Source organism: Polaromonas sp. P1_F6, assembly GCF_056405695.1.
The window spans coordinates 60061-85723 of the sequence record NZ_JBFUBQ010000013.1; the positions used below are offsets into that span (position 1 = coordinate 60061).

The 25663-nt window shown below is 59.2% G+C and carries 20 protein-coding genes; 16 read left to right on the plus strand and 4 right to left on the minus strand.

Going from position 1 to position 25663, the window contains the following annotated elements:
* Positions 1 to 142: 142 nt before the first annotated feature.
* The 3 genes from AC1DY9_RS22625 (at position 143) to AC1DY9_RS22635 (ending at position 4091) form a co-directional block, all read left to right on the plus strand.
* Positions 143 to 712, plus strand: coding sequence for a phosphonate degradation HD-domain oxygenase (locus tag AC1DY9_RS22625; RefSeq protein ID WP_457282060.1), 570 nt, complete (start codon positions 143 to 145; stop codon positions 710 to 712).
* Positions 702 to 1559, plus strand: a complete 858-nt coding sequence (locus AC1DY9_RS22630) for an EamA family transporter (RefSeq protein WP_477665449.1) — start codon at positions 702 to 704, stop codon at positions 1557 to 1559. The genes AC1DY9_RS22625 and AC1DY9_RS22630 overlap by 11 nt, the downstream gene beginning before the upstream one ends.
* Before the next feature lie 117 nt (positions 1560 to 1676).
* On the plus strand, positions 1677 to 4091 hold the full coding sequence (locus tag AC1DY9_RS22635; RefSeq protein ID WP_477667724.1) for a GcvT family protein: 2415 nt from the start codon (positions 1677 to 1679) through the stop codon (positions 4089 to 4091).
* Positions 4092 to 4193: 102 nt separating this feature from the next.
* Here AC1DY9_RS22635 and AC1DY9_RS22640 read toward each other — a convergent pair whose 3' ends face one another.
* The 3 genes from AC1DY9_RS22640 to AC1DY9_RS22650 all read right to left on the minus strand — a co-directional run bounded on the left by AC1DY9_RS22640 (position 4194) and on the right by AC1DY9_RS22650 (position 7148).
* Positions 4194 to 5651 carry a sensor histidine kinase gene (locus AC1DY9_RS22640; RefSeq protein ID WP_457282063.1) on the minus strand — a complete coding sequence of 486 codons (1458 nt, stop codon included), beginning with the start codon at positions 5649 to 5651 and terminating at the stop codon, positions 4194 to 4196.
* Positions 5652 to 5839: 188 nt separating this feature from the next.
* Positions 5840 to 6514 carry a response regulator gene (locus AC1DY9_RS22645; protein ID WP_007870259.1) on the minus strand — a complete coding sequence of 225 codons (675 nt, stop codon included), beginning with the start codon at positions 6512 to 6514 and terminating at the stop codon, positions 5840 to 5842.
* Between the two features lie 127 nt (positions 6515 to 6641).
* Complete coding sequence (locus AC1DY9_RS22650) at positions 6642 to 7148, minus strand: MarR family winged helix-turn-helix transcriptional regulator (protein ID WP_457282064.1); 507 nt, start codon at positions 7146 to 7148, stop codon at positions 6642 to 6644.
* 165 nt (positions 7149 to 7313) lie between these two features.
* Here AC1DY9_RS22650 and recA point away from each other — a divergent pair, with 165 nt between their 5' ends.
* The 3 genes from recA (at position 7314) to AC1DY9_RS22665 (ending at position 11063) form a co-directional block, all read left to right on the plus strand.
* On the plus strand, positions 7314 to 8450 hold the full coding sequence (gene recA, locus AC1DY9_RS22655; RefSeq protein WP_457282065.1) for a recombinase RecA: 1137 nt from the start codon (positions 7314 to 7316) through the stop codon (positions 8448 to 8450).
* Positions 8451 to 8554: 104 nt separating this feature from the next.
* On the plus strand, positions 8555 to 9052 hold the full coding sequence (recX, locus tag AC1DY9_RS22660; RefSeq protein WP_477667725.1) for a recombination regulator RecX: 498 nt from the start codon (positions 8555 to 8557) through the stop codon (positions 9050 to 9052).
* Positions 8961 to 11063, plus strand: a complete 2103-nt coding sequence (locus AC1DY9_RS22665) for a tetratricopeptide repeat protein (RefSeq protein ID WP_477667726.1) — start codon at positions 8961 to 8963, stop codon at positions 11061 to 11063. Before recX ends, AC1DY9_RS22665 begins: the two co-directional genes overlap by 92 nt.
* A gap of 41 nt (positions 11064 to 11104) precedes the next feature.
* On the opposite strand, the gene argC is transcribed toward AC1DY9_RS22665, so the two are convergent.
* Positions 11105 to 12016: an N-acetyl-gamma-glutamyl-phosphate reductase gene (argC, locus tag AC1DY9_RS22670; protein WP_457282068.1), complete on the minus strand. Its 912-nt coding sequence runs from the start codon at positions 12014 to 12016 to the stop codon at positions 11105 to 11107.
* Positions 12017 to 12255: 239 nt separating this feature from the next.
* Between argC and sucC the strand changes: the two genes are divergently transcribed.
* From sucC to AC1DY9_RS22720, 10 genes are all read left to right on the plus strand, one after another.
* Positions 12256 to 13416, plus strand: coding sequence for an ADP-forming succinate--CoA ligase subunit beta (gene sucC, locus AC1DY9_RS22675; RefSeq protein ID WP_457282069.1), 1161 nt, complete (start codon positions 12256 to 12258; stop codon positions 13414 to 13416).
* A gap of 16 nt (positions 13417 to 13432) precedes the next feature.
* Entirely contained in the window at positions 13433 to 14326 is an 894-nt protein-coding gene (gene sucD / locus AC1DY9_RS22680; protein WP_457282070.1) for a succinate--CoA ligase subunit alpha, read from the plus strand.
* A 146-nt stretch (positions 14327 to 14472) separates the two neighbouring features.
* On the plus strand, positions 14473 to 15174 hold the full coding sequence (locus AC1DY9_RS22685) for a TerC family protein (protein WP_457282071.1): 702 nt from the start codon (positions 14473 to 14475) through the stop codon (positions 15172 to 15174).
* A gap of 342 nt (positions 15175 to 15516) precedes the next feature.
* Complete coding sequence (locus AC1DY9_RS22690; RefSeq protein ID WP_477667727.1) at positions 15517 to 18225, plus strand: CHASE2 domain-containing serine/threonine-protein kinase; 2709 nt, start codon at positions 15517 to 15519, stop codon at positions 18223 to 18225.
* Positions 18226 to 18238: 13 nt separating this feature from the next.
* Positions 18239 to 19024, plus strand: a complete 786-nt coding sequence (locus tag AC1DY9_RS22695; RefSeq protein WP_457282073.1) for a Stp1/IreP family PP2C-type Ser/Thr phosphatase — start codon at positions 18239 to 18241, stop codon at positions 19022 to 19024.
* A 37-nt stretch (positions 19025 to 19061) separates the two neighbouring features.
* Positions 19062 to 19718 carry an FHA domain-containing protein gene (locus AC1DY9_RS22700; RefSeq protein ID WP_457282074.1) on the plus strand — a complete coding sequence of 219 codons (657 nt, stop codon included), beginning with the start codon at positions 19062 to 19064 and terminating at the stop codon, positions 19716 to 19718.
* A 59-nt stretch (positions 19719 to 19777) separates the two neighbouring features.
* Positions 19778 to 22027: a CHASE2 domain-containing protein gene (locus tag AC1DY9_RS22705; protein ID WP_457282075.1), complete on the plus strand. Its 2250-nt coding sequence runs from the start codon at positions 19778 to 19780 to the stop codon at positions 22025 to 22027.
* 36 nt (positions 22028 to 22063) lie between these two features.
* A complete protein-coding gene (locus tag AC1DY9_RS22710; protein ID WP_457282076.1) occupies positions 22064 to 22855 on the plus strand; it encodes a 3',5'-cyclic-nucleotide phosphodiesterase in 792 nt (263 codons plus the stop codon).
* Positions 22852 to 25257 (plus strand): GspE/PulE family protein, encoded by a 2406-nt coding sequence (locus AC1DY9_RS22715; RefSeq protein WP_477667728.1) that lies wholly within the window; start codon positions 22852 to 22854, stop codon positions 25255 to 25257. The genes AC1DY9_RS22710 and AC1DY9_RS22715 overlap by 4 nt, the downstream gene beginning before the upstream one ends.
* A gap of 185 nt (positions 25258 to 25442) precedes the next feature.
* A partial coding sequence (locus tag AC1DY9_RS22720; RefSeq protein ID WP_477667729.1) for a pilin occupies positions 25443 to 25663 on the plus strand: 221 nt, incomplete at its 3' end.

A 25663-nucleotide genomic window follows, 5' to 3' on the forward strand; every position in this document is an offset into this window, starting at 1 on the left:
GGCCGTCCAAGCCTGCGAAGGCAGGCTTGGAGCCGCGGCTCTCAGCCCCAGGGGCGGCCACCAGCGGCCCGGCAAAGCCGGTTCCGCGGCGGCCACTGGCGAAAGCGTTCTTCTTTTCGAGTTCACTTTTCTAGGAATTCACGTGCTGAACTTTGACGACATCGAACACCTTTTCAAAGAGCGCGGCGGCGAACAATACAGCGGCGAGCCCGTAACGCAGCTGCAGCACGCGCTGCAGACTGCGGCACTCGGCGAAGCCGAAGGCGCGAGCGATGCCCTGGTGACCGCGGCGCTGTTGCATGACCTTGGGCATCTTCTGCACGACCTGGGCGAAACACCGTCGCTGCGTGGTGTGGATGATGTGCATCAGTACCGAGCACTGCCTTTTTTGCGGGGTCTTTTCCCCGACGAGGTGTTGGACGCCATCAAGCTGCATGTGGACGCCAAGCGCTATCTGTGCGCGGCGCGGCGTGGTTACCATTCCAGCCTTTCAGCGGATTCCAAACGCAGCTTGCAGTTGCAAGGCGGCATTTTTTCCGCTGAAGAAGCGGCGCGCTTCATCGCGCAGCCCGGTGCCGGGGATGCGGTGAAGCTGCGCCTCTGGGACGATCTTGCGAAAGATGCGCACAAGGCCACGCCGCCACTGGCGCACTACCTGGCACGGGCCAGGCGCTGCACCCTTCCCGCCGCAGAGCCCTCGCTTGCCGCCTGAAATTCTGGCACTGACGTGGCCGGTGCTGGGCGCTGTGCTGTTTGGCGCGCTGCTGCACGCAGGCTGGAATGCCCTGGTGAAGTCCAGTGCCGACAAGGCGCTGGACATGGCGGTCATTCACCTGATCGGCTCTGTGCTGGCGTTGCCGCTGGTGCTGGTGGTGGGCCTGCCGCGTATCGAGGCCTGGCCGTTTATCGGCGCTTCGGTGCTGATCCACATCGGCTATTTCATCGCGACCACACAGGCCTACAAGCACGGCGACCTGGGGTTGACCTATCCACTGATGCGCGGTGTGGCGCCGCTGCTGGTGGCGCTGTCGGCAACCTTCACGTTGGGCGAAACTTTGAGCCCGCTGGCGTGGGCCGGCATCCTGGGCATCTCCGGCGGCGTGCTGGTGCTGGGCTTGAGCCGCCATGCCCTGCATGCCCCCAAGGCGGTTGGCTTTGCGCTGGCCAACGCGCTCATCATTGCCATATATACGGTGGTGGATGGACTGGGCGTTCGCGCCTCCGGCAATGCCCTGCAATACGTCGCCACGCTGTTCCTGCTCGACGGCTGGCCCTTCGGCCTCTTGATGATGGCGCGGCGCGGGCGTGCCATGGCCGACTACGCCCGCCATCGCTGGCCTGTGGCTACCGGCGGCGCGCTGGCGTCGCTGGGCTCCTACGGAATCGCGCTGTGGGCCATGACACGCGCGCCGGTGGCTACGGTGGCGGCGCTGCGCGAAACCTCGGTGCTGTTCGCCGTTTTGCTGGGCACCTGGATGTTGAAAGAAACATTTACCGTGCGCCGTTTTGTGGGCACCTGCGCGATTGTGGGCGGCGTGATGGCGATACGGTTGGCCTAGATATGAGTTCCCCCCCGAAGCGCCTTCGGCGCCTCCCCCTCAAGGGGGCGCGGCCTGCGGCCCGGCAAAGCCGGTTCCGCGGCAGCCGCTGATTTCATACCGTAGAGGACTGCACGCATGAATATCCCGACTCAAGCGCAGATCGTCATTGTGGGTGGCGGCATCGCCGGGTGCTCCGTGGCCTATCACCTGGCCAAAATGGGCAAGACAGACGTACTGCTGCTCGAGCAGGGCAAGCTCACCAGCGGAACCACCTGGCATGCGGCCGGCCTGGTCGGCCAGATGCGGCCCAACCGCAACATGACGCAGATGAGCAAGTACGGCATCGAGTTGTATGCCTCGCTTGAGGCTGAAACGGGCCTGGCCACCGGGTGGAAACAATGCGGCAGCGTCAACGTGGCGCGCACGCCGGAGCGCATGAAGGTGCTCAAAAAGCAGGTCGCCATGGCCAACAGCTTTGGCGTGGAATGCCATGAGATCTCGCCGCAGGAAGCCGGCGACAAATATCCCATCATGCGCACCGACGACCTGCAGGGCGCGATCTGGCTGCCGGGCGACGGCAAGGCCAATCCGGCGGACCTTTGCATGTCGCTGGCCAAGGGCGCGCGCAACCGCGGCGTGAAGATGGTTGAAGGCATCGAGGTGACCGGTGTCATCATTGAAAACGGCAGGGCTGTGGGCGTGAAGACCGCGCAGGGTGACGTGCGCTGCGAAGTCGTCGTCAATTGCGCCGGCCAATGGGCGCGGCAGTTCGGCAAGCTCGCGGGCGTGAATGTGCCGCTGTATTCGGCCGAGCATTTCTACATCGTCACCGGCAAGATTCCGGGTGTGCACCCCATGCTGCCGGTCATGCGCGACCCGGACGGCTACATCTACTACAAGGAAGAAGTCGGCGGCCTGGTGATGGGCGGCTTTGAACCCCAGGCCAAACCCTGGAAGATGGACCCGATTCCGGCTACCTTCCAGTTCGAATTGCTGGACGAAGACTGGGACCAGTTCGAACCGCTGATGACCGCCGCGCTGCACCGCACGCCGTGCCTGGAGACGGCCGAAATCAAGATGCTGCTCAACGGGCCGGAGAGTTTTACGCCCGACGGCAACTTCATCCTGGGTGAGGCGCCTGAACTGCGCAACTACTTTGTCTGCGCGGGTTTCAACTCCGCCGGCATTGCCAACAGCGGCGGCGCGGGCCGGCTCATGGCCGAATGGATTGTGGGTGGCGAGCCCAGCACCGATTTGTGGGACGTGGACATACGCCGTTTCGGCAGCTTCACCGGCAACCGCAGGGCCCTGGCCGAGCGCACCGGTGAGACACTGGGCCTGCACTATGCGATGCGCTGGCCGAGGCAGGAACTGGAAACGGCGCGGCCGTTGCGTACCTCACCGCTGTACGACATCCTGGCCGCCAGAGGCGCGGAGTTCGGCAGCAAGAATGGCTGGGAGCGTGCAAGCTATTTCAGGCCGGAGGGGCAGGCGCGCCCGGAATACTCCCTCGATAAACCGGTCTGGCTACCCTGGATGATTGAAGAGCAAAAGGCCACGCGCGAAACCGTTGCCCTTTACGACCAGACCTCGTTCTCCAAATACCTGTTGCAGGGCCGCGATGCACTGGCCGTGTTGCAGCGCCTGTGCGCCAACGAGATGGGCGTGCATGTCGGCAAGATGGTCTACACCGCCATGCTCAATGAGCGCGGCGGTTTTGAAAGTGACTTGACCGTGATGAGGCAAGCCGTGAACCAATTCCTCATCATCACCGGCTCCGCGCAAACGGTAAGGGACTTCGACTGGATCGCTCGGCATATCGGCGAGGCGGAGCATGCGGTGCTCACCGATGTGTCTGCGATGTACTCGGTGCTGTCGGTGATGGGGCCGAAGGCGCGTGAGCTGCTGGCGCTCGTTAGCCCGGACGACCTGTCGCCCGAGGCGCTGAAGTTCTCATGGACGAAGGACATCGATGTCGGCTTTGCCCGCGTGCGCGCCGCCCGCATGAGTTATGTGGGCGGGCCGGGCTTTGAGCTCTACACGCCGATCGAAATGGCGCGCCATGTGTACCTGGCACTGATGGAGGCCGGTAAGGCACTGGGCATTCGCGATGCGGGCTACTACGCGCTGGATGCGCTTCGCATCGAACAGGGCCGGCGCGCCTGGGGCGCAGAGCTTGGCCCGGACGAAACGCCGTGGGAGGCCGGGCTGGCCTTCAGTGTGAGGCTCGACAAGCCCGCTGACTTCATCGGCAAGGCCGCGTTGCTCAATTCACAGGGACTGGCCCTGCGCAAAAAGCTGGTCACGCTGGTGTTTGACACGCCGGACGCCTTTGCCTGGGGCGGGGAAGCGATTGTGATGGGCGGGCAAACGGTGGGCGAAATCTCATCGGTCGGCTGGAGCCCGCTGGCCGGCGTCTGCGTGGCCCTGGGTTATGTGCGCGGCGGCAGCGCCAATCAGCCGCACGCCGGCACGCCCGCGCAAATCGAGCTGTGGGGCGAGCGCATCGGCGTGAAGCTTTACGATAAGTGGCCGCTTGCCAGATCCTGATTCGCTATCATTTCAGGAGCTGCTCGCGCAAGTACTGTATGGCCTTCAGGCGATTTTCTTAAAAACTTCCGGGCCCCAAGGGCATGGGTGCAGGTGCGGCCGCTACTGACCGTCAGGTAAATCCATGCCGACAAAACGCACGGTGACGCGCGTGCCCGGCGTTTGCGGGTGGCCCGGCAGGGCCGCATCTTCAATCGTGATGGTGGCGCCGTGTTGCTTGGCGATTTCCAGGACGATAGCCAGGCCCAGGCCGGAGCCGTCGACGTTGGTGCCCAGCGTGCGGTAGAACGGCTGGAACACCAGCTCGCGCTCGGACTCAAGGATGCCCGGCCCGGAGTCTTCTACCAGCAGCACCAGCACGCCGCTGAAGCGGTCGGTCATGAGCCGCAGCGTGACCTGTCCTTTTTCGGGCGTGTAGTTGATGGCGTTGTCCAGCAGGTTGCGCACCAGCTCCTTGAGCAGGGTCGGGTTGCCTTCCAGCTGAGTCGCCTGCTCGCCGGCGGCGGGCCCGTCGTAGCCGAGGTCGATCTGTTTTTCAAGGGCGCGAGGCACCGAGTCGGCCATCACTTCCGACACGATATGCACCAGGTCGATGTGCAGCTTGGCGAGGCTGCGGCCCGTGGTCTCGGCGCGCGCCAGCGCCAGCAGCTGGTTGACGGTGTGGGTGGCGCGTATGCTGGCACGGCCGATGTGCTTGAGCGATTTTTTGAGTTCATCGGCATCGGTTTCGCGCTGCGCCAGGTCGGCCTGCATGCGCAGGCCCGCCAGCGGTGTCTTCAACTGATGCGCGGCATCGGCGAGAAAGCGTTTCTGCGTGGTCAGCGACACCTTGAGCCGGCTCAGCAAATCGTTGATGGAGGACACCAGCGGTGCTACCTCTTCCGGCACCGCGGTTTCATCGAGCGGGCTCATGTCGTCGGACTTGCGTGCGCGGATGCGCTTTTCAAGCTGGGCCAGCGGCTTGATGCCGCGCACCAGTGCCAGCCACACCAGCAGTACGGCCAGCGGTAGCGTTACGAACTGCGGCACCATGGTGCCCTTGACGATTTCAGTGGCCAGGGTCTTGCGCTTTTCCAGTGTCTCGGCCACTTGCACCAGCACCATCTGGGCGGACACGGCTTCGGGTGCGCCAGCGCCCTTGTCGCTGCGCGGTGCAGCCGCCTTGCCTGTCGGCGCCGGGGCTTTGACCTCGACCTTGAGCCAGGTATAGGCCACGCGGACATCTTCGCCCTGGATCAGGTCTTCGCGCAGCCGCACCTCGCCGTTGGTAGGCTTGTCTTCATCGGGCGGCAGGGGCAGGTCGTGCTCGCCGCTGAGCAGTTCGCCTTGCGTGCCCACGACCTGGTAATAGACCAGGTCGGTGTCATCGGCACGCAGGATCTCGCGCGCAGGCGCCGTCAGGTTGAACTGGACCTGGTTGTTTTTGACCGCCACCAGCTTGGCCAGTGCCTGCACGTTGTATTCAAGCGCACGGTCAAACGGCTTGCCGGCAATGTTCTGCGCCACCAGCCAGGTCAGCGCCAGGCTGATCGGCCAGAGCAACAACAGTGGCGTGAGCATCCAGTCGAGGATTTCGCCGAAAAGGCTTCGGCGCTCACGCTGGAAGAGCCTTAATGCCACAGCCTAGAGCGCGGTGGCGTTATCTTCAAGCCAGCATGAGCCGCGGAACTGGCTTTGCCAGGCCGCAGGCGGGCGGCCCCCTCGGGGGGCAGGAAGCTACACGGAGTGAGCGACCGTGGGGGCATTGTTCAACCTGGTATTTTTTCGAGGCAGTAACCCAGGCCTCGAACTGTTGCAATCCGCACCGGGCCTTTTTCAATCTTCTTGCGCAGCCGGTGGATGTACACCTCGATCGCGTTGTTGCTGACCTCTTCGCCCCATTCGCAGAGGCGTTCCACCAGCTGGTCCTTGCTGACGAGGCGGCCGGCGCGTTGCAGCAGCACTTCGAGCAAGCCGAGTTCGCGCGCCGACAGCTCCAGCATCTGGCCATCAATGGTGGCCACGCGTCCGGCCTGGTCGTACACCAGCGGGCCGTGCTTGATGGTGCTGCTGGCGCCGCCCATGCCTCGGCGGATCAGCGCACGCACGCGGGCTTCCAGCTCTTGCAGCGAAAACGGTTTGGCCATGTAGTCGTCGGCGCCGTAGTCCAGGCCCTTGACGCGTTCTTCCACGCTGTCGGCGGCGGTCAGGATCAGCACCGGCATGGCCGAGCCGCGGGCGCGCAGTCGCTTGAGCACTTCCAGCCCGTGCATGCGCGGCAAGCCCAGATCCAGGATCAGCAGATCGAATTCGGTGTTGGTGAGCAGCGCGGCGTCGGCTTCGGTGCCGCTGGCCACGTGGTCGGCTGCCGCACCGGAGGCACGCAAAGTGCGCAGCAGGCCGTCGGCCAGGACCTGGTCATCTTCGGCAATCAGGATACGCATGGTTGTCTCCGGGTGGGGCGGCAGCGCCTGCTGCGCCGCAAGTTAGTGTGTTTGCCTGAATTTTAGGCGCTTGCGTCTGTCCCAGGTGCAGGGAGTTACGCGCGGTGAGCGACCGTGGGTGCCACATTCAGCCTGCATATGCTTCCAGTCCCAGCGCCACCACTGTGGCTACATCATGCCCCACAGCCTGGCGAAACTCATCCTCGGCTTGCCGAACCGCTCTGTGAAAGGCTTCCAGCCAGAGCAGGCCCGATTCGGTGAACAGCACCTGGCGGGCGCGTTTGTCGTGCGGGTCGGGCTGGCGCGTCACCAAACCCCAGGCTTCGCATTGGTCGACGAGGTCGCCCATGGCCTGCTTGCTCATGCCGGCGCTTTGCGCGAGGTCCGTCAGGCGCGAGCCGCCCACGGCCAGGTGGCGTGTGATGTGGATATGCGCAGCGCCGACCTGGTCGCGCGCCGCGAGGTTGGACAGCGCCAGCGGTACCTCAATGCTGCTGGCCATCAGTGACAGCACGCGCTCGTCAAAGCGGCGCAGCGCGTGGCCCATCAGCCGGCCCAGGTGGGTCTGCCGCCAGCCGGCTTCGGTGGCGCCAAAGGGGCTGGAAATGTGAGGTGGATTGACTGCTTCGGGCATGAAATCATGGTATCTCAATTGATCAGGCAAACTGACTAAAAATAGGGTTTACTTATTTCGATGACGCCCATAAAGTACTGATCATGCATCCAGCGCTGTGATTAAAAGCAGAGGCTGGAAATTAGAGCAAAAAGTTTTACATCATTGATTTTCAAGGAGTTTTTCATGGAACTGACCAGCAAACTGAACCCCGCTCAAAACCCTGTGCAAAGCGCCGCCCTGAACACCGAGAAGGCCAAGGCCCTGCAGGCCGCGCTGGCCCAGATCGAAAAGCAGTTCGGCAAAGGCACCATCATGAAGCTGGGCGACGGCGAGGTGATCGAGGACATCCAGGTCGTTTCCACCGGCTCCCTGGGCCTGGACATCGCCTTGGGCGTCGGCGGCCTGCCGCGCGGCCGTGTGGTTGAAATCTACGGCCCTGAATCGTCGGGCAAAACCACGCTGACCCTGCAGGTCATCGCCGAAATGCAAAAACTGGGCGGCACCTGCGCCTTTGTGGATGCCGAGCACGCGCTGGACATCCAGTACGCGCAAAAGCTGGGCGTGAACCTGCAAGACCTCCTGATCAGCCAGCCCGACACCGGCGAGCAGGCGCTTGAAATCGTTGATTCGCTGACCCGCTCCGGCGCGGTCGATTTGATCGTGGTGGACTCGGTGGCGGCACTCACGCCCAAGGCCGAGCTTGAAGGCGAAATGGGCGACTCGCTGCCCGGCCTGCAGGCCCGCCTGATGAGCCAGGCGCTGCGCAAGCTCACCGCCACCATCAAGAAGGCCAATTGCATGGTCATCTTCATCAACCAGATCCGCATGAAGATCGGCGTGATGTTCGGCTCGCCCGAAACCACCACCGGTGGCAATGCACTGAAGTTCTACGCCTCGGTGCGCCTGGACATCCGCCGCATCGGCTCCATCAAGAAGGGCGAAGAGGTGATCGGCAACGAAACCCGGGTCAAGGTGGTCAAGAACAAGGTGGCCTCGCCGTTCAAGACGGCAGAGTTCGACATCCTCTACGGCGAGGGCATCAGCCGCCTGGGCGAGGTGCTGGATCTGGGCGTCGCCGGCCACATCGTTGAAAAAGCCGGTGCGTGGTACGCCTTCAACGGCGAAAAAATCGGCCAGGGGCGCGACAACTCGCGTGAGTTCCTGAAAGAAAACCCCGAACTCGCCATCGAGATCGAAAACAAGGTGCGCGAATCGCTGGGTATTCCGCTGGTGCAAGCCGCGGCCGGCACCGAGCCAGCACCGGCTGAAAAGGCGCCCAAGGCCGAGAAAGCCGAAAAACCCGCCAAAGTAGCCGCCTGAGCCTGTCTTTTGAATGCCAAATAAGGCGACAGACCAATCAGAATGGGCGCAAGCAGCTATCAAAAGAGTAGCGCTTGCATTTCAATCTGGCTGGGTCCCTTGACATGGAAAACCCGGCAGACAGCTCCCCCGCCAAACCCGCCCGCCGCGCGGGTTTTGGCCTTTCCCTCAAGGGCCGTGCATTGCGTTACCTGGCCGCGCGCGAACATTCACGCGCCGAACTTGAACGCAAGCTGGCTCCGCATGAAGAAACGCCGGGCCAGCTGAAGGCGGTGCTCGACGACCTTGAGCTCAAGGATTTCATCAGCGAAGAGCGTGTCATCGATTCGGTCATCAACCGGCGTTCCCGCAAGCTGGGCGCCTCGCGTATCCAGCAGGAGCTGCAGGCCAAAGGACTGGACGTGACGGCCATACGGGAAGCGGTTGGGCAGCTTAAGGCCACCGAGCGCGAACGGGCGCGAGACATCTGGCAGCGAAAGTTTGGCACAGCCCCGGCCAACCCCGCAGAACATGCCCGGCAAATCCGATTTCTGGCGGGAAGAGGTTTTACACTGGAGGTTGCATCGTGGGTGCTCAAAAATCCTGATAACGAAGGAGCTTGAGATCCAGGCTGCAGTGGCCCTTCCTCCCAAAGTCTGGCCTGGGAATGTGAAAAGCTTTCAGGAGTCAGCCATTTTCCAGAGTATCCGCACCCTTCTGGCACGCAATAAAAGCGCTGTATCTGCCGGACCGATTGTCCCGGACGAAGATGCCCAGTCATTGCGCTCACGTGGCAACGAATTGTTGGCACAAGGCAGGATTTCCGAGGCCACCGACTGCTATCGCCGGGTGGTTGCCATGACACCGAACGATGGCTTGGCCCATGTCAACCTGGGTTATGGCCTGATGGAACTGGGCCAGTTGCGGGAAGCTGTTGATAGTTTTCACCATGCGATCCGACTGGACGCAACACTGCTTGATGCGCATTTTCTGCTGGGCCAGGTGCAGATGCAGTTGCACTTGACGGAGGAGGGCATCCACAGCTTCAGGGCGGCGCTGGCGCTCAAGCCGGACTTTGATTTCGCCTGGTTCGAGCTGGGCCGCGCCTTCGAGGACCTGGGCCAGCCGGTGCCGGCACTGGATGCGTATGCCCAGGCGCTACGCATCAACCCGGGTTTTACCGACGCGGGCTATCGTCGCATCAGCCTTTTGCTTGCGCATGAGCGCTGGCAGGAGGCCATTGATTTTGCTGACCAGCAATCCGTTGCTGCGGCCCATCCGGTTTTCCCCATGGAGAAAGCTTGCGCACTGAACGGCCTGGAGCGCCACGAAGAGGCCTTGACCATCATCGACAGATCCTTGGCAGCAGATCCGGACGACGTGCCTGCCCTGAGTGGAAAAGCCGCGGTCCTGGCAGCAATGATCCGGCATGAGGAAGCCCTGGAGATTTATGAAAAGATCATTGCCCTCCAGCCTGGAAATGTGGATGCCCTGTCCAACGCTGGCGCGGCCTGCGACCGGCTCAGGCGGTTCGAGCAGGCGATGGATTTTCACCGTCGCGCGCAACACCTCCAGCCAAAGAACCCTGATGTTCTCTATAACCTGGGTTGCACCCTGCTGAGCTTGAGGCAATGCGATGAAGTGGTGGCCATTTGCGAAATCGGGCTGGCTGTGGATGCCCGGCATGCCAACCTGCACTGGAACAAGGCATTTGCACAACTGCTGCTCGGCCAATGGGAAGAGGGGTGGAAGGAGTATGAGTGGCGCTGGTATGCCCATGCGCTGGGGCCGCGCACGCTCAAGCCCGTGTTGTCCCAGCCGATGTGGTCAGGGGAGCCCCTGAAGGGAAAGACCATCTTTCTGTATGCGGAACAGGGCTTGGGCGACTCTATCCAGCTGCTGCGCTATATCCCGGTGATTCTGGCCATGGGTGCACGGATTTTCCTGCATCTGCCAGCGCCATTGCGGCCCCTTTGTGCGGATTGGAAGAGTGGCTGTACTCTGGTGGAAAGCAGGGACGGCAGAGATATTGCGGCATCTTTCGACTTTCAATGCCCGATGTTCAGTCTGCCACTGGCCTTTGGCACGCGCGTCACCAATGTTCCCGGTGCGCCCTATTTGCGAAGCGACCCGGTTCTCAAGCAGGCGTGGGAGGCCAGATTGCCCGCGCGTGACGGCCCGCGCGTAGGTTTGGTCTGGTCCGGCAATGTGGCACTCAAGACTGCGCTGAACCGCTCGATGTCGATGGCCATGCTGCATGAAGCGATGCCACCCGGCTATCAGTTCATCAGCCTGCAGAAGGATGTGAACGAGCCGGATCTGGCCGCGCTGGAGGCATCGGGTATCTTCCACGCCGGGCAGGAATTGCGGACCTTTGCCGATACCCTGGCTCTCGCCGATTGCGTTGATATGGTGATCAGCATTGATACCAGCGTCGCCCATCTGGTAGGAGCCCTGGGCAAGCCGTTGTGGGTCATGCTGCCCTTTCGTCCGGACTGGCGTTGGCTGCTCGACAGGGAGGACTCTCCCTGGTACCCCAGTGCGCGGCTTTTTCGCCAAGGCGAGAATCGCAGCTGGCAGGACGTGGTCAACCAGGTTGGCCGGGAATTGCCGCGCGCGCTACCGTTGTCCTGAGCTCTGCCCGAGGCCCTCGGTTGCCGGGCTTGGCGCGGCGCCTACAGCTTCAGCATCAACTTGAGGTTTTGTACTGCAGCGCCGGATGCGCCCTTGCCCAGGTTGTCCAGCCGCGCTACCAGCACCGCATGGCGGTACTCTTCATTGGCAAACACGCGCAACTCCATCTTGTTGGTGTTGTTGAGCGCCAGCGCATCCAGCTTTCCCGACTCGGGCGCAGCTTCGGCGGTGACCCATTCGCTGCCGGCATAGTGTCTGGCCAGTATGTCCTGCAACTGCGCCCCGGTTGGTTTGCCGGGCAGCAAGTCAAGGTGCAGCGGCAATTGCACCAGCATGCCCTGCTTGAAGTTGCCTACCGACGGAATGAACACCGGCCGGCGTGTGAGCCCTGTGTATTTCATGATTTCGGGCAGGTGCTTGTGTTTCAGGCCCAGGCCGTAAAGTTCAAACAGGGGAGCGGTGCCGGCTTCGTAGTCTTCAATCATCTGCCGGCCGCCGCCGGAGTAACCACTCACGGCGGGAAGGCTCAGCGGGAAGTCGGCAGGCACTACGCCAGCATCCACCAGCGGGCGGATCAGCGCGATCGCACCGGTGGCGTAGCAGCCGGGGTTGCCCACGCGGTCGGCAGCGGCCACGGCGGTGCGCTGGGTCTGGGTCAGTTCGGGAAAGCCGTAAACCCAGCCGGACACGGTGCGGTGAGCCGTGGAGGCGTCAATGATTTTGGGTTTTTTGCCGGTCAAGCTGTCAATCATGGCAACCGACTCGCGTGCCGCGTCGTCGTGCAGGCACAGGATCACCATATCCACCTGCGCCATCAGGGCGCGCTTGGCGGCCGCGTCCTTGCGCAGCTCGGGCGCGATGCTGACGAGTTCGATCTGCGGCATGGCTTGCAGCCGCTCGCGGATTTGCAGGCCCGTGGTGCCGGCTTCGCCGTCAATAAATACTTTAGGCATGAACTTCCAGGTACAAAACAAAATGGGCGGCTGGCCGCCCTAGAGGTCAATTTCGGCCCATTTCGGGGTGTAAGGCGGGCACAAGAGTTGTGCGTCGCACCATGATACAGTTCTGCGTTGCTGCCTGCAGTGACCGCCGACGTGGTTTTTTGGGCCGGTGTGGCCTGTTTCCGACACCCCATTCCTCTGCCCAAATCCCTGTTGCACCCCCCTCTTTTACTGAATTCTGAAGGTCTTTCATGAAAATTCACGAGTACCAGGGCAAGGAAATCTTGCGCAATTTTGGTGTGCCAGTGCCGCGCGGCATCCCGGCCTTCACGGTGCAGGAAGCGGTGGAAGCCGCCCAGAAGCTAGGCGGCCCGGTGTGGGTGGTCAAGGCCCAGATCCACGCGGGCGGCCGCGGCAAGGGCGGCGGCGTGAAGGTTGCCAAAACCATCGACGACGTCAAGCGCATTGCCGGCGAAATCCTCGGCATGCAGCTGAAAACGCACCAGACCGGCCCAGAAGGCCAGAAAGTCCGCCGCCTCTATATTGAAGACGGTGCCGACATCCAGAAGGAATATTACGTTTCGGCCGTGACCGACCGTGAGTCGCAAAAGGTAGCCTTCATCGCTTCCAGCGAAGGCGGCATGGACATCGAAGAGGTGGCTCACTCCAACCCTGAAAAAATCATCAAGGTGTTTGTCGATCCGCTGGTCGGTATGACGGACGCCCAGGCGAGGGAAGTCGCCGCCGGCATCGGCATGCCTGCCGACTCTGTGGCGCAAACCGTCGATATCCTGCAAAAGCTCTACAAGTGCTACATGGACACCGATGCGTCGCTGGTTGAAATCAACCCCCTGAACCGCAACGGCAAGGGTGAAGTCATGGCCCTGGACGCGAAGTTCAACTTCGATGCCAACGCGCTGTTCCGCCACCCCGAAATCGTGGCCTATCGCGATCTGGACGAAGAAGACCCGGCCGAAGTCGAAGCCAGCAAGTTCGACCTGGCTTACATCAGCCTGGACGGCAACATCGGCTGCCTGGTCAACGGCGCAGGCCTGGCCATGGCGACCATGGACACCATCAAGCTGTTCGGTGGTGAGCCGGCCAACTTCCTGGACGTGGGCGGCGGCGCAACGGCTGAAAAAGTCACCGAAGCCTTCAAGATCATGCTGAAGAACCCTGATGTCAAAGGCATCCTCGTCAACATCTTCGGCGGCATCATGAAGTGCGACACCATCGCCGACGGCGTGATCACCGCCTGCAAGGCCGTGAACCTTTCGGTTCCACTGGTCGTGCGCATGAAGGGCACCAACGAAGACCTGGGCAAGAAGATGCTGGCCGATTCTGGCCTTCCCATCATCGCCGCAGACACCATGGCCGAAGCCGCGACCAAAATCGTCGCCGCTGTCAAATAAGCCCGGAGCCAAGAACATGTCCATCTACATCAACAAAAACACCAAAGTCATCACCCAGGGCATCACCGGCAAAACCGGTCAATTCCACACCCGCATGTGCCGCGACTACGCGAACGGCAAAGAAGCTTTTGTGGCCGGTGTGAATCCCAAGAAAGCCGGCGAAGACTTCGAAGGCATCCCGATTTTTGCCAACGTGACCGAAGCCGCCAAGGCGACCGGCGCAACCGTGTCGGTCATCTATGTGCCCCCTGCGGGCGCTGCCGCCGCCATCTGGGAAGCTGTTGAAGCCAACCTGGACTTGGCGATCTGCATCACCGAAGGCATTCCGGTCAAGGACATGCTGGAAGTGCGCAACCGCATGAAAGCCAAGGAAGCTGCCGGCGGCAAGAAAACCCTGCTGCTGGGCCCCAATTGCCCCGGCCTGATCACACCTGAAGAAATCAAGATCGGCATCATGCCCGGCCATATCCACCGCAAGGGCCGTATCGGCGTAGTCAGCCGCTCCGGCACGCTGACCTATGAAGCTGTGGCGCAATTGACCGAAATCGGCCTGGGCCAATCGAGTGCAGTCGGTATCGGCGGCGACCCGATCAATGGCCTCAAGCACATTGACGTGATGAAAGCCTTCAATGACGATCCGGACACTGACGCCGTCATCATGATCGGCGAAATCGGCGGTCCCGATGAAGCCGAAGCCGCCCAGTGGTGCAAGGCCAATATGAAAAAACCGATCGTTGGCTTCATTGCTGGTGTGACTGCCCCTGCCGGCAAGCGTATGGGTCACGCGGGTGCGCTGATCTCCGGTGGCGCCGACACGGCGGATGCCAAGCTGGCCATCATGGAGGCTTGCGGCTTCACCGTGACGCGCAACCCGTCGGAAATGGCCAAATTGCTCAAGGCGCTGCTGTAAGCCACCAACGAAAAAGTGATTTAAAAACTTGACCGCGGTCAAGCAGGTAAGCAGTAATACCAATCGGGATTGGCCTATTGCGGCTTAGACTCTCCAAAACAAAAAAGCGCTTCCCGGCGCTTTTTTAATTCATAACAGGAGCTGCCATGTTTTTCGGACTGGACCTCGCGTCCCCCCTCTTCTGGAGTGCTTTCGGCTCCATCCTTCTTGCCAACATCGTGCTGTCTGGCGATAACGCCGTGGTAATTGCCATGGCTGCGCGCACACTCAAACCCGAGCAGCGCGGCAAGGCGATCTTCTGGGGCAGCGCCGCCGCGATCGTGATGCGTATCGTGCTGACCATCGTGGCCATTCAGCTGTTGAGCTTGCCGTACCTGAAGATGATAGGTGCGGTTCTGCTGGTCTACATTGGCGTGGACCTGCTCAAGGGCGAAGAAGATGAAGACGGCGAGGGACACGAGATCAATGGCATGGCTGCAGCCATCCGCACCATCCTGATTGCCGATCTGGTGATGAGCCTGGACAACGTTCTGGCAGTCGCAGCAGCCGCCAAGGGCAACCTCCCGTTGCTGGTACTGGGTCTTCTGGTGAGCATCCCGCTGATTATTTTCGGCGCCACCTTGTTGACAAAGGTGATGGAGCGCTTCCCCATCATCATTACCATCGGCGCAGCTCTTTTGGGCTTTCTGGCGGGTGAGATGCTGCTGACGGATCCTGCGGTAGTGAGCTATTTTGGTGCCGTTAGCGACCATACGGTGACTGCCGGTGGGATTGTGGGTGCCGTGCTTGTGGTGGCTCTGGGCACCTACCTGACCAAACGGCAGCAGACAAAGGCGCCTTCAGCCTGAACTGGCGTACGGCCCAGCCGCCGCAGCCCCCTTTGGCGGTTAGGGTCGTTTCTTAGCGTTCGCCACCTGCTGCGGACCGGATGCGCACCGCGCATACCAGAAAACCACTTATTTGCAACAGTCGGCACGCTTGCGGTGCAGAAGTCGCTTGTCCAGCCGCACCCCGTCTGTTAATGTCCATTGTCAGGAGACTTGTAACCTGCCGAAACAGTCGGCGGGTGGTACCCGGCGCACGAAATTTGTTGCCGGGGGACCGATAGTACAAAGCAATTACAAAAATGGCTGGGGCTATGCATAGCGAATCAGGACAAGGGACGGGAAGTGGCCAAAACATCTAGGAAATTGAGTCAGTTCTGGCGGGCCGACTGGTTTGTGGGCGTTCTGGTGGTGCTGGCCGTCCTTTTTTTGCATGGCCTGACTGATTTTTTCGGCACACTTGAGCGCCGTTACTATGACTATGCCAGCACCAGCACTTCGCGGCAGCCCTCAGACCGCATAGCCATCATTGCGATCGACGACCAGAGTATCGCCAACATAGGTCGTTGGCCTTGGCCGCGCGACGTGCATGCGCAGCTGATTGACCAGCTTTCGGCCGCCAAGGCCAAAACCATTGCGCATACAGCCTTCTTTTTTGAACCGCAAACCGATAGAGGCTTGGTGTTCATCCGCAAAATCAAGGAGGCTCTTGGTCCAGTATCCGATCCAGCGGCCGCTCCAAGCGGTGGTCTGCCTGAACAATTGGGCAAAGTCATCGCTGAGGCTGAAATAGCCCTGGACACTGACGCCAAGCTCGCGGCCAGCATGACCAAGGCCGGCAATGTTTTGGTACCTTCGGTTTTTTCGCTGGGAGTGCCGCAAGGGCGTCCGGACAATCCGCTCCCGGCTTACGCACTGAAGAGTGCTGTAGACGAGCTTAACGGGTTTTCCCTTCCGGCCATCCGCGGTCAACAACCGATTGAGTTGATAGGTGCAGCGGCGGCGGGTATTGCTCACCTCAACCAGCTGCCCGACGTGGATGGTGCCGTGCGGCAAGAACCGTTGCTTATCAATTATTACGGGAAAGCCGTGCCTTCCATGAGCCTGCTCGCCGCGGCCAGGAGCCTGAACCTGGGGCCTGCCGACATCAAACTCAATGTGGGTGAGTCTGTGCAGATCGGCAAGCTGATGGTCAAAACCGACGAATCAGCCTTGATGCTTCCACAGTTTTACAAGGGCAAGGACGGTCGGCCAGCTTTTGCCGTTGATTCATTCTATGACGTGATTTCCGGCAAGATTCCGGCTACCAAGTATGCCGACAAGATCGTGATCATTGGCGCCACTGCGGCGGGGGTAGGCACCCAATTCCCGACGCCGGCGGGTCCGGGGCTTTCGCCAGCAGAAACCATCGCGCACATTACCTCCAGTATCCTGAGTGAGCATTTCATCGTGCAGCCTGGTTGGGGTGTCTGGGTCACTCTGGGTGTGCTGCTGGTGGTTGTGGCTTATCTGGTTGCCGGCCTGCCACGGCTGTCGGCTGGCAAGGCCGCGATCATCACACTGCTGTTATTCGTGGTGTTGCTGGTGGTTGAGTTCGGCTTGCTGTCGGCGGCCGCGACCTGGCTCAAGTTTGTCTTTCCCGCAGCCCTGCTGGTGATCGGCCACCTGGCGTTGACGACCAAGCGCTTCCTCATGACCGAGGCTGGCAAGCTCAAGTCCGACGAGGAATCGGCCGAGACCAATCGCATGATGGGTCTGGCGCTGCAAGGCCAAGGCCAGCTCGATATGGCGTTTGATCGTTTTCGCCGCGTACCTTTCACCGATGCGCTGATGGACAACATGAACAACCTGGCGCTGGATTTCGAGCGCAAGCGCCAGTTCAACAAAGCTCAGGCCGTGTACGAGTACATGGCCACCTACAACAAGAACCACAAAGACCTGCAGTCCAAGCTCAATCGGGCCAAAAACCTGTCGGAAACCGTCATTTTGGGCGGTGGCGGCGCGCACCCGGGCGGGACCATGCTCCTTGACGGTGGGGGTGTTGAAAAGCCCATGTTGGGTCGCTATCAAGTTGAAAAGGAATTGGGCAAGGGCGCCATGGGCGTGGTGTACCTCGGCAAGGACCCAAAGATTGGCCGTGTCGTCGCCATCAAGACCATGGCCTTGAGCCAGGAGTTCGAGGGCGAGGAGCTTGACGATGCGCGGGAGCGCTTCTTCAGGGAAGCCGAGACCGCTGGTCGGCTGCAGCACCAGAACATCGTCACGATTTTTGATGCAGGTGAAGAACACGACCTGGCATTCATTGCCATGGAGTTTCTGAAGGGCAAGGACCTGGCAGATGTCACCAAGGACGGTCATTTGTTGCCGGTCCCGAAGGTCCTGTCCATCGTGGCACGGGTGGCTGAAGCCCTGGCTTACGCGCACAAGCAGAATGTGGTGCACCGGGACATCAAGCCGGCCAACATCATGTATGAAATCGAAAGCGATACGGTGAAGGTGACCGACTTCGGCATCGCCCGCATTACGGATTCAAGCAAAACAAAGACCGGCCTTGTACTGGGGACGCCCAGCTTCATGTCGCCGGAGCAGATTGCCGGTAAAAAAGTCGACGGGCGCTCGGACTTGTACTCGCTGGGTGTCATGCTGTTTCAGATGCTGGCTGGAGTGTTGCCATTCCGTGGCGATTCCATGGCCGAACTGATGTACAAGATCGCGAACGAAGAAGCCCCCGATATCCGTATCATCCGTAAAGAGCTGCCGGCGCGGCTGGCCGAGATTGTTGCGCTGTCTCTGGCCAAGAAGCCGGAGTTGCGGTATCAGGATGGTGATCGATTGGCGACAGATCTGCGCGCTGTCATTGCCGCAATGGAAGGTACTGCACCGGCCCCATCGTTTGCGCCTCAACAGGGTGCGCCAGCAGCCCAATTTGACGCCACAGTCGTGCAATCAGCGGCTGTACCAGCTGCCGGCCCGAAGACCTATGATGCGACCCAGGCCGTGAATGTCGACGGCACGCAGACGTTTGAGAAAACCGTGGTTTCCAGAGCACCTGCTGCCGATACCGACACCCAGTGATCACACGAACAAGATGAACTACGAGATTTGTACACATACCGACCCGGGGTTGACGAGGGACAACAATGAGGATGCAGTTGCTTTTGATGCTGCGACGCGGCTTTGCATCCTGGCGGACGGAATGGGTGGCTATAACGCAGGCGAAATTGCAAGCGGCATGGCTGCCGCTTTCATCAAGTCGGAAATGGGCCGTTGGCTTTCCCAGGCGGGCAGGCATGCCAATGCCAAGGAAGTGCGCCGGGCTTTAGAAATCTGCGTGGAAAATGCCAATCATTCGATCTTCAACGCAGCGAACTCCAACCCCCAGTACGCGGGTATGGGCACCACGCTGGTGGTAGGGGTGTTCCAGGACGGGCGACTGATGCTGGGTCATATTGGTGATTCCCGTTGCTATCGCCTGCGCGGCCAGGAGCTGCAGCAAATCACCAAAGACCACTCGCTGTTGCAAGAACAGATTGACGCTGGGCTGATAACTCCCGAGCAGGCGCTGACTTCCCTGAACAAGAACTTGGTCACACGCGCCTTGGGCGTCGAAGACACGGTGCTGGTTGAGGTCAATGAGCATCGTGTGGACGCGGGGGACCTTTATCTGATGTGTTCGGATGGGCTCTCGGACATGGTTGCGGATCCGGGCATTGCGGCTATCCTTACAGGCGCAGGGACCTTGGAGCAAAAAGCGAAACAGCTGATTGTTGCGGCGAATGAGGCTGGTGGACGCGATAATATTTCCGTACTGTTGGCATACGCGAAAGAAGACTCGACCAAGCGCGGCCTTTTGTCCAGAATGCTGGGAAAATAGCGATGACTGAAATATTACAAACAGACAGGAGTCGGCCATGCCGAAAATGATCGTCTCTATTGACGGCGTTGTGATCAAGGAAGTCCAGTTGACGAAAGACCGGACTTCTTTGGGGCGCAGGCCCTACAACGACATCGTCATCGACAACCTAGCTGTCAGTGGGGAGCATGCCGTTTTGCAAATGACCGGCAACGAGGTCTATCTAGAGGATCTCAACAGCACCAATGGCACCTATGTCAACGGGAAGGCCGTTAAAAAGCTGCTGCTGCAGAACAGCGATACCGTTGAAATTGGCAAGTACAAAATCAAGTACGTCAACGAAGCTGCACCCGCAGGCTTTGAGAAGACCATGATTATAAAAGCCGGCTCTGCCGGTCTTGTGCCCCCGGCGCCGACAGGTTCGCCAGTGGCATCGACGGAAGCCGGTACGGGCCTCACGGCGGCTATCAAAGTGATGTCGGGCGCTGCGGCTGGTCGTGAAGTGGCATTGGTGAAGGTAGTCACAACCATCGGAAAGCCCGGGGTCGCAGTTGCCGCCATTACCAAGAGGCCTCAGGGTTTTGTCGTTGCCCATGTCGAGGGCACTGGCAAGCCGACGCTTAACGGAGCCCCCATCGGTGCGGAGCCGGTTGTCCTGAAAAATGGGGACATGCTTGAGCTGGCCGGAACGCAAATGCAGTTCGTCCAACACTGACATTGGTGTTAAGAGGTCTCGCGCCAAGCGGACCGCAAGCACCCTTCAAACGAGGTCGCATGAGACTCCTCTTCCGGCACTGGCCTCGTATCGCCGTCACGTTGATTCCGCTGGTATTTGCATTGATGCATGCCAGCGGGGTCGCTCGCATTGGTGTTCTGCAGAGGTTGGACGACATCATCTACGATGCACGCCTGCGCGCGACCATGCCGCATACGCTGGACGAACGCATTGTTATCGTTGACATCGATGAGAAGAGCCTTGCGGAGGTGGGGCGATGGCCTTGGGGCCGTAACAGGTTGGCGGAGCTGGTCGAAGAGCTGCAGGATCGTCAAAAAACGGCACTGCTGGGGTTTGACGTCGTATTTGCCGAAGCCGACGAAAGCTCGGGTCTAAAGCGGCTCAAGCAGCTTGCACAGGCGGAGCTGAAAGATCAACCGGGTTTCTCGGAAAAACTCAGCCAGCTGCAGACCAGCCTGGATTACGACGCGGTTTTCGCGAAAGCGATCGAAAAACGCCCCGTCGTGATGGGCTATTACTTCACCAGCGACAGAGATGGCCGGGTCAATGGAGTTTTGCCGCCGCCAGTTATGGGCAGCGATGCGCTTGGTGGCCGTCCTATCAAATTCACCAGCTGGAATGGATACGGGGCCAACATTGAGTTGTTGGCCAAAGCTGCCCCTTTGGGAGGTTTCTTCAACTCCATTACCGAGGGCGATGGTGTGGTGCGCTCTATTCCCTTGCTGGCGGAGTTCAAGGGGCAGTACTACGAGTCATTGGCGCTCGCCATGTTTCGCATGCTTGCGGGTTTGCCCAAGGTCGAGCCTGGTTTTCCGCAGGAAAAATTCCTGACCCGGAACTATCAAGGGCTGGAAAGCATTCTGCTCAAGCAAGGCAACAAAACCCTGGCGATTCCGGTCGATGATCGCGTAGCCACTTTGGTGCCCTTCAGGGGTAATGGTGGTGCGAACGGCGGCTCGTTTCGGTATATCTCCGCGGCGGATGTCCTGGCCAAACGCCTTGCGCCTGGCACGCTCAAGGATAAGATCATCCTGGTCGGCACCACCGCGCCCGGCCTGCTCGATTTGAGAGTGACTCCGGTGGGGGAAACCTATCCGGGGGTGGAAACGCACGCCAATGTCATCTCTGGTTTTCTTGACGGGAAGGTATTCGTCAAGCCCGACTACGCCATCGGATTCGAGGTGGTCATCCTGCTTTTTTCGGGGCTGACGCTGGCTTTTGCACTGCCCCTGCTTTCAGCTTCCCGTGCGGTGCTGGTCAGCCTGGCGGTGATTGCCGCCATAGCCGGCTTGAATTTCTGGCTTTACTCTGGTTACGGTCTTGTGCTGCCGTTGGCCAGTGCGCTGGTTATGGCTTTGACCGCATTTGCGTTGAATATGAGTTATGGATATTTCGTGGAAAGCCGATCCAAGCGGGAGTTGGCCCATCTGTTCGGCACCTATGTACCCCCCGAACTGGTTGACGAGATGGTGAAAGATCCCGACAGCTACAGCATGAAGGCAACGACCAAGGAGCTGACGGTCATGTTTTGCGACATGCGCGGGTTCACCAAAATGTCGGAGTCGATGGAGCCTACCCAACTACAGGCTTTGCTAAACAGTGTTTTCAGCCGGCTGACAGACCTGATTCGCAGCAATCGAGGCACCATTGACAAATACATGGGTGACTGCGTGATGGCTTTTTGGGGTGCCCCTGTCGACACGCCTGATCATGCTGGTCTTGCAGTAAAAACGGCACTCGAGATGTCGAATGCAGTCAAGAAGATCAACGAGGAACACAAGATCAAGGGTTTACCCGAGATTGGCATAGGTATCGGTGTCAATACGGGCACGATGTGTGTGGGTGATATGGGTTCGGATATCCGCCGCAGTTACACCGTGATTGGCGATTCCGTGAATCTGGGTTCGCGTCTGGAGGGGCTGTCAAAAACCTACGGGGTGGATATCGTGGTCAGCGAGTCAACCCGAAAGCAGGCGAATGATTTTGCATGGCAGGAACTCGACAAGGTTCGCGTGAAAGGCAAAGATCAGGCGGTTTCCATTTTTTGGCCGTTGGTGCCGGGAGACCAGATCGACAAGGACATTGCGGCTGAGCTGAAAACCTGGGGAATGGCGTTAAAAGCTTACCGCGCGCAGGATTGGGATCAATGCGATGTGCAATTGCTCAATTTACATCGGATAAATGGCAAAAAGTTCCTTTACCGGCTGTATGCGGAGCGTGTAGCCTCTATGAGGCTGTTGCCTTTTGATCCGGAATGGGATGGCGCAACCAATTTTGAAACCAAATAGCACAACCCTCCAAGTCAAGGCCAACCGGAAAATCTCATGAAAGTACGTGTACTCGGCTGCTCGGGAGCCATTGCCAAAGACTGCCGGACCACGTCTTTTTTGCTTGACCATGACTTGTTGGTTGATGCCGGTACGGGAGTGGGAGATCTCACGCTGGATGAGATGGCTGGTGTTGACCATGTTCTGCTGACGCATTCGCACCTCGATCACGTGGCCGCGTTACCGTTGATGGTGGACGCCATTGCCGCCCGGCGAACAACACCTATCCAGATTCATGCGCTGCAGGGCACGATTGACGCACTGAAGGCGCATATTTTCAACAACACCATTTGGCCCGACTTTTCCCGCATTCCCAGCCCCGAGGCCCCGTTTGTCAGTTTTCACCCTCTGGAAATCGGACAAACCTTGTTATTGGCTGGTAAGCAAATAGAGGTTCTACCTGCCGTGCATACCGTCCCGGCTGCAGGCTACGCGGTGGCCACGGGCAAGGGGTATTGGGTGTTCACGGGCGACACGGAACAGAATCCGGCTCTGTGGGCCCGAATTAATCAGATAAGGGTTGCCATGCTGGTCATCGAAACGGCATTTAGCAATCGCGAGCGCGACCTTGCCAAGCGGAGCCTTCATCTTTCTCCTCATGCGCTTGCCAATGAACTCGATTGCATCGAGCGAGGAAACAGTTATCCCATCTACATTACCCATACCAAACCGGCCGAGACCGACCTGATCATGGCCGAGATACAGCGTTTTGACCAAACCCGCCCGTTTGGCCCGAATGTATCGCACGACATCCGGTGGTTGAGGGCAGGCCAGGAGTTTGAGCTATGAGCGCCGTATTGCAACGTGACCCCGAGGACGAGTTTTTTGACTCGCAGATGTTGCCTCCCCAGGAGCGGGGCGTTACTTTTGAAGCCCTGTATTTCCGGCAGCTTCAGCTGGTTACCAACCGGATTCACGAAACGGAAAATGTCGAGCAGATCATGCTCGAAGCCAGCCAGGACATCTGCAAGCTTTTTAATGCGGACCGGTTAACACTTTATGCAGTCAACGAAGACCGCAGTTCCATTGTTTCCAAGGTCAAAACGGGGCTCAATACCAGCCGCGACCYGAAGCTCCCGGTCAGCGCGCAGAGCATTGCGGGCTACGTTGCCATGGCTCGCCAGATGGTGAATATTGCGGACGTCTACGATGAGGAGGCGCTGAAGAAAATTCATCCTGCGTTGAGCTTTCTCCAGGAAGTTGACAAGCGATCCGGGTACAGAACCAAGCAGATGCTGGTGGCTCCCGTCATGGACGGAGAGACGTTGTATGGCGTGCTGCAGGTTATCAACAACCGGAGCGATCAGCCTTTTGGGAAGCTTGAGGAAGACGGTGCGCTGCAGCTGTGCAAGACTTTGGGCATTGCCATACGCCAGCGAATGCAAAAAGCGGGCGACAGCCAAAGGCGCAAAGCTACCAAGTACGACGGCTTGGTGACGGAAGGTGTGCTGTCCCAAGAAGAATTACAGCAATGCATCCGCCAGGCCCGGGAAGAAGGTCAGTCCGTCGAGCATATGCTCATGGCCAACTTCCACATCCGGCCCACTCAGATTGGTGCTTCGCTTGCCAAGTTTTTCGGTGTGGCCTACGAAGCATTCAATGCTGGACGGATTCGCTCGGAGATGTTGCATGGTGCGTTAAAACGGGACTTTATTGAACAGCAAGGCTGGATTCCGCTGGAGGAAACTACCGAAGGCCTCGTGATCATGTGTGTGGATCCGGAGGCTGTGCGAGGGGCACGCGTGGTTCCACAGGTGTTTCCCCGCGTCTCCAAATTTTCTTACCGCGTTACAACCCAGACCGAATTTGAAGAAACCCTGGGGCAGCTCTTTGGCGTGGCTGCAGACAGTAGCACCATCGACCAATTGCTTGCAGACATGGACTCACCACTGGAGAGTGAGTCAAATGACGACTCTTCGCTGGAGTCTGCCGCAGCGGACAACGAGCTGGTCAAGTTTGTCAACAAGGTCATCATTGACGCCTACAACCAGAAGGTTTCGGACATTCACATCGAGCCCATGCCCGGGAAAGCCAAAACCGGTATCCGGTTTCGCATTGACGGCACCTTGCAGCCCTATATTGAAGTGCCGGCACAGTTTCGCCAAGCCATGGTCACGCGGCTCAAGATCATGTGCGACCTGGATATCTCTGAAAAACGTAAACCGCAAGACGGGAAGATCAAGTTCAAAAAATACGGCCCACTCGACATCGAATTGCGTGTAGCCACGATCCCCTCCGCCGGTGGCGTGGAAGACGTGGTCATGCGGATTCTTGCCGCAGGTGAGCCGATCCCGCTTGAAAAACTCGGATTGACGGCGCACAACAAGGAGCGACTGGAAAAAACGATCTCCAAGCCGTATGGTCTTTTTTATGTATGTGGCCCCACAGGCTCCGGCAAGACCACGACGCTGCATTCCATCCTTAAGTTTCTCAACACCCCGGACACCAAAATTTGGACCGCTGAAGACCCCGTGGAAATTACCCAGAAGGGTTTGCGTCAGGTGCAAATTAACCGGAAGGCGGGCATTGACTTCGCACTGGTCATGCGTGCTTTCCTGCGAGCGGATCCGGACATCATCATGGTCGGTGAGTCCCGCGACAAAGAAACCGTGGCGATGGGCGTGGAGGCTTCATTGACAGGGCACATGGTTTTCTCGACGCTGCACACCAATTCGGCCCCCGAGTCCATCACCCGCCTGCTGGACATGGGCATGGACCCCTTTAATTTTGCGGACGCATTGTTGGGTATCCTGGCTCAGCGTCTGGCCAAAAAACTCTGCGACTGCAAAGAGGCTTATCAGCCCAGTGCTCAGGAAGTCAAAGATTTCATCAAGGAATACGCTGAAGAGCTGCGCCATACCGAAGCCTGGAAAGCCGATCCTGGTGGCGAGTCACAAAAACTCTATGAAGACTGGATGGTGCGCTATGGGAAGGACGATAAATTGACCTTGTATCGTGCGGTCGGCTGCGACAAGTGCAACAAGACCGGCTACAAGGGTCGTATTGGCCTGCATGAACTGATGATTGCCGATGATGCTGCCAAAAAATTGATCCAGGAGCGGGCCCGCGTCGCGGAGCTGTTTTCAAGCGCCGTCAATAGCGGCATGCGGACTCTCAAGATGGACGGCATGGAAAAGGTACTCATGGGCATGACAGATTTAAAGATGGTCCGATCCGTCTGCATCAAATGACAGAAATGTCGTGAAATTTAAAGACATACGTCAAAAAAGTAATTTTTCGGTTTTTTGTAGCTTCAAAATCATAAAAAAGAAAACTCTTTAATATGGTTCAAAAATTGCTGTAAATATCTAAATTGGCATCAAACTGCCATAACTGTTTAAATTACTACAGCCGGTTTTTAACCAAGGAGTTTTTTATGAAGCGTTCCATCCAACGGGGTTTTACCCTGATCGAATTGATGATCGTCGTGGCGATTATCGGTATCCTGGCTGCGGTGGCTCTGCCTGCCTATCAGGACTACACCATTCGTGCGAAAGTGTCTGAAGTGATTCTGGCTGCATCACAGTGCCGTACCAGCATCACGGAAACTGTTCAATCTGCTGCCAGTACGGTTCTGCCGATCGCCAATAACTGGGG